Origin of the sequence: uncultured Formosa sp., assembly GCF_947500765.1 — a bacterium.
Classification (GTDB): domain Bacteria; phylum Bacteroidota; class Bacteroidia; order Flavobacteriales; family Flavobacteriaceae; genus Formosa.
Genome location: NZ_CANMTH010000022.1, coordinates 1 through 5436 on the forward strand (window position 1 = coordinate 1; position 5436 = coordinate 5436).

General features: G+C 30.5%; 4 protein-coding genes. All 4 read right to left on the reverse strand.

All coding sequences use genetic code 11. From position 1 onward, the window contains the following. Positions 1 to 980, reverse strand: a 980-nt coding sequence (locus Q1B05_RS18200) for a DUF11 domain-containing protein (RefSeq protein ID WP_299782826.1), incomplete at its 3' end; no start/stop codon positions are given. 431 nt (positions 981 to 1411) lie between these two features. Next, positions 1412 to 3010: a helix-turn-helix domain-containing protein gene (locus Q1B05_RS18205; protein WP_299782828.1), complete on the reverse strand. Its 1599-nt coding sequence runs from the start codon at positions 3008 to 3010 to the stop codon at positions 1412 to 1414. Positions 3011 to 3122: 112 nt separating this feature from the next. Further along, positions 3123 to 3203: a hypothetical protein gene (locus tag Q1B05_RS18745; RefSeq protein ID WP_366944408.1), complete on the reverse strand. Its 81-nt coding sequence runs from the start codon at positions 3201 to 3203 to the stop codon at positions 3123 to 3125. A 226-nt stretch (positions 3204 to 3429) separates the two neighbouring features. Then, positions 3430 to 5358 carry a glucosamine-6-phosphate deaminase gene (gene nagB / locus Q1B05_RS18210; protein ID WP_299782830.1) on the reverse strand — a complete coding sequence of 643 codons (1929 nt, stop codon included), beginning with the start codon at positions 5356 to 5358 and terminating at the stop codon, positions 3430 to 3432. Positions 5359 to 5436: the final 78 nt, after the last annotated feature.

The following is a 5436-nucleotide window of genomic DNA, read 5'->3' on the forward strand; positions in this document are numbered from 1 at the left end:
CTTCCTGTTACAGATACTAATGGATCGGTAATTGAAATTGCTGTTAAAGTGACGTTTCCGGTGTTGGTAACAGTGAAGCCGTAAGTGATCGTTTCACCAGCATCGGCAAATCCGTTATTATTTACATCGTTAAAGGTGCCTGTTTTTTCTAAACCTATTTTTGGATCACATAAATAATTCCAACCTCTACCATAACCCGTCATATATGTAGGTCCTTGTACAGATTGATCTGCTATCACAACATTAGGAGTATCGGAGTTCCATGTTATGGTATTAAAAGAATTTCCATTAAATAACTCTAACGGAAATAATGCACCTCCAGACACTTTACTACCATATAAAGACACCGCACCAGTAGTATGATCTATAAAGACTCTTACTAAAGGAGCAGAAACCGTACCTGTCATCTCCCAAATTCTAACCGTATCGGCTTCATATTCATCTCCATCTTGAAAACGTACATTTATACCACTTGTTTGAGATGATTGAAATTGTAATTCATCTGTGGCGATATCGACGCCATTAATATTTAAATTAAAAGAGTTGTCTAGAGTATAAATATCAAATTCATAGCCGTAGTTTGTACCTGGTTGACTAAAGGTCAAATCTACCCCATTTTTTAAAGAGAAACTACTCCCATCAACCTCTTCAACACAATCTGTATCAGAAGTTTGATTTTCAGACAAATCATTTGATTCTTTATTGCTTACTTCTAAATCTGTAACATCATTGTTACTCAATATAGTTTCTTCAATATTATTATTTATTATCGTTCGTTCCTTAAGATTAGAAAGCGAGTATAAATAATTCGAACCATCGGCATAAAGATCATAGCCTTTAAAAAACAAAAACAATGCTAATACAATATATGATAATGTAAGAGCACTTGCTTTAAATTCTTTTTTGCTAACAGAAAAAACAAATTTATTTTTAAATAAATCTTTTAATACTGTTAACACCAAAATGTAAAATTGTTTCATTTAGATATTTTTAATTTCTGAAGCTTTGCAACCTTCACAAACAGGTATAACTTTGAAATAAAAAAAAGATTTCATTCCAAAGATTAAATTGTGACAGATGTGTCACAAAATTAAACAAAGGGCATTAGCTAAACGAAATCTTATATGTTCATATTCGCTAATTTAGACATACTAAAAGAAGGATTAAAACAGAATTATTCACTACTTTACGCGTTAGATGTAAACACATAAAAAACAAATCATTAACACTGATTTATGAATTGAAAAATTAAAAGAAAAAAGGAATAAAAATCTTAAACATAGTATAAAAACAATACAAAGCCTTTAGCGTCTTAAAAAACAGATAATCGCTTCAAAAAACGAAATATTACAAAGTACATTTTAAGATGTGATATACAACTTTGAATAATAAAAAAGAAAGAGTGTTTCTATTATTTTATCATATTTTCTTGTTGGAACTTTCCTCTTTTACTACTAATTTCATCAATAAATACAGATGGACTTATACCCTTTTCTTTTTTAAAAACAGCAGAAAATTTACTATGTGAAGAAAAACCACATTCAGAAGACAAATAGCTTATCTTATAATTTAAGTATTCGGGATTATTAATTATTTTTTTTGAAATATAAGAAATACGGAGCTCATTAATATAATTATTAAAATCTTTCTTTTTATGCTTATTTATAACGTAAGAAAGATATTTTGTATTTACACAAAAATCTGAAGACAACATAGACAACGTTATATTCGAATTTATAAACCCATTTTTATTTTCGAATTTACTTAGTTTTTTAAGAATAAGCTGTTCTGTTTCTTCTGGCATAAATTTTTCTGAATGATAACTAACACTCCTTGAAGTTTCTATTTGAGCTAATCCTAAAAAAAGGCCATCTTTTACAGAAGCATTTGCTTGAGTTTTTAAATCGGAAATGATTTCAATGAATTTTTTATTATCTTTTATTTGATTTCTTTTTGTAATAAAAACAAATATCATGTTAGCTAAAAGCAATAAAGTAATACCGAGAATTATTGCATGTAATTTAGAAGAATCTGCTTCCTGACTTTCTAAAATACGATTAACTTGTAGGTTCAACGCTTTTTTTTCACTTTTTGCTATTTCTTCTCCTTCATCCAAATATTTTTTAATATACATATTATAATTTTCCAAATCGCCAGTATCCTTAAAAAGCTGTAACAAATTTTTATAAATACTCTGCAATAAAATTCTATAATTACCGGCCTCTGCAATTTTTAATGACTTCATTAAAAAAGCACTTGCTTGATCATATTTTTTTTCTTCTAATAAAATTTGTCCTTTTCCATTAAAAGCTTCTCCCACAAACTCAGAATCTTTTACACCAATTTCATCAAATAATATTAGAGATTTATTTAAATAAAACCAAGCAGAATCATTTTGCTTTAAGTCGATAAAACTTTCTGCTATCATAACCGAATTCATCCCTACAAAAAGTATTCTTTTTTTTGTTATTTCTTGTTTCTCAAAAAGGTGATTTGCTTGTTTTAAAAATTTTATAGATTCATTATAATTCTTTTCACTTTTAGCATATTGTGCTTTTTCTTGAAAGACAAATCCAAAATATAAATCTGAAGCTTGATTATTTTTAATTTTCTTTGCATTTTCAAAACCTTGTTCTAAATATTTTCTACCTAAATCTTTCAGTCCAACTAATCTATATTGTGATGCTAAAAAAGTATATATTTTGGCTAAACATTTATAGTCAGATATAGTAATTGCTAATTTTTCTGCTTTTAGCGCGTATTCAATAGCCTCTTCTCTTTTAGATTGTTTAACTAAAATATCAGACTTAAGCATAAGAGACTTTACCTTATAAATATCTTCTGTTGAAGCTTTGAACAGAGAATCTGCGACATTTTCTGCCCTATTTGCGTCAATACAATTGATTCTTAACGCTGTATTATAAAAAATACTATCATATCTACTCTGTTTTTGCGCACTTGAAGTTAAAGTGAAAACAAGTAAAAATATAAGAAAGTGATGATGATTCATATTTTTTTAACTTACAAAGTATAAAAATTAATAATTAATTGAATTAATTAAATTAACAAAATTTTAAGAATTATCATATAGTTACTATATATCTTAAAATATTAGCTTAATATTATTTTTCACCTAAGACTGTCTGAAGTCTAATTCTTACTTTTCCTTTTTCTTCATCAAAAAATATAAAAACAGCTCTCATATAAGACAATGAATATCCCTATTAAAAAATTGTTTGAACAAAATCTGTATAAAATAGATATATCAACATCTTATAAGAAAATTTATGCTATTTTATTAAATCAAAAAAAACCTTGCAAGTTTCACTATTTGCAAGGTTTTTAATTTAATTCACAATTACTTATATCATAAGTGATCAACCGGTAATATGACAAAATATAAACCAATTGCAATTATTTTAACAATCTTTAAAAATGCCATCTTACAAAGGCTTCCATAGCAGCGTAATGAGACAGTCCTAATTGATGATACACCTCTGCGGTTTCTTTATTTCTATCTTCTGCACGTTGCCAAAACTCTCTACTATCTGTACCTAAAAATACAACACCATCTTTTTGTGATTGATGTTTAAAGATACCATGGCGTTTGTCTAACACTTGGTCTGGACTCATTGGCACTGCCATTTCTATCTCATCTACTCCCCATTCTTGCCATGCACCTCTATATAACCAAACCCAACAGTCGTCCATATACTTTTTAGGTTTTAATGCTTTTACTGCTGCAAAAATAGCATCTAAACATACTTTATGTGTACCATGTGGATCGGCTAAATCGCCTGCTGCATAAATTTGATGGGGTTTGACCTTATCTATTAAAGCCATAGTAATTTCAATGTCTTCTTTTCCTAATGGCTTTTTCTCTATTGCTCCTGTTTCATAAAACGGTAATTCCATAAAATGAATATGGTCATCTTGAAGCCCTATAAACTTGGCTGCAGCATGCGCCTCCCCTTTTCGTATTAGACCTTTGATATATCTTACCTCTGGAATATCAATCTCACTTCCTTTTTTGTTCTCTAAAAATGTGACTGCTTTCTTATAAATGTTTTCTGCTTCTGAACTTTTTATACCAAACTTATCGTTATAATCGCATACAAATCCAGCAAAACGTAGCGCTTCATCGTCTGTTACAGCTATATTTCCAGAAGTCTGATACCCAATATGCACATCGTGACCTTGCTCTTGTAAACGTTTAAATGTACCTCCCATACTAATTACATCATCATCTGGATGCGGACTAAATATTAGTACGCGTTTCTTTGCAGGTTCGGCTCGCTCTGGACGGTTAGAATCGTCTGCATTGGGCTTTCCGCCTGGCCAACCTGTAATCGTGCTTTGTAGTTTATTGAATATTTTTATATTAATATCGTAAGCCGGGCCTGAATCGGCCAACAAATCACTCATACCGTTTTCTATATAATCGGCATCTGTTAGCATTAAAATTGGTTTCTTTAAATGCTGAGCTAAACCTAAAACCGCTTTTCTAATTAATTTATCTGTCCAAACTATTTTTTCAACTAACCAAGGGGTATTAATTCTTGTAAGTTTAGAAGAGGCTTCTTTATCTAATACAAACGTTACATTATCGTGTTCTTGTAAAAACGATGCTGGCACAAGGTTAGTGACTTGACCTTCTACAGACTGTTTAATAATATTAGATTTTCCTTCACCCCAAGCCATTAAAATAACACGTTGGGCCTCCATAATCATTTTTACACCTAAAGTAATTGCGGTTCTTGGTGTATTATTTAATCCTAAGAAATCGCTACTTGCGGCTACTCTTGTGATATGATCTAGAGCGACTAATCTGGTTTTTGAGTTTTGTAAAGATCCCGATTCGTTAAAACCAATATGTCCATTACCTCCAATTCCTAAAATCTGTAAATCTATTCCGCCTAAAGCTTCTATTTTCGACTCGTAGTCGGTACAATAACTCGCTATCTCTGCTTTAGACAAGGTTCCGTCTGGAACATGACAGTTCTCTGGTAAAATATCGACTTGATTAAACAATAATTCTTTCATGAAACGCACATAACTATTTACTGAGTCTGGCTCCATAGGATAGTATTCGTCTAAGTTAAACGAAATCACATTTTTAAAACTTAAGCCTTCTTCTTTGTGTAAACGCACTAATTCTGCGTACAGACCTTTTGGTGAAGATCCTGTTGCTAATCCTAAAATACAAGGTTGTTTTTGGGATGCTTTAACCTTAATTAAGTCGGCTATTTCTTTTGCTACAGCTTTCGACCCAGATACAGAATCGGTGTAAACCACTGTCCCGATATTCTCGAATCGCTTTTCAAATCCTGTGGCTTTGTCTATACTACTTTTTAGCATGATATTTTGTTTTTATTTTTTTTGTTTTATTTAATAACATTATGGTCTTGACCAACTTTTGTATTTATGTCCCCAGAT

What these genes read in the sequence shown, in the direction of transcription:
- Q1B05_RS18205 (WP_299782828.1), bottom strand. Translation starts at nt 3,010, where the DNA reads ATGAATCATCATCACTTTCTTATATTTTTACTTGTTTTCACTTTAACT.
- nagB (WP_299782830.1), bottom strand. Translation starts at nt 5,358, where the DNA reads ATGCTAAAAAGTAGTATAGACAAAGCCACAGGATTTGAAAAGCGATTC.
- Q1B05_RS18745 (WP_366944408.1), bottom strand. Translation starts at nt 3,203, where the DNA reads ATGAGAGCTGTTTTTATATTTTTTGATGAAGAAAAAGGAAAAGTAAGA.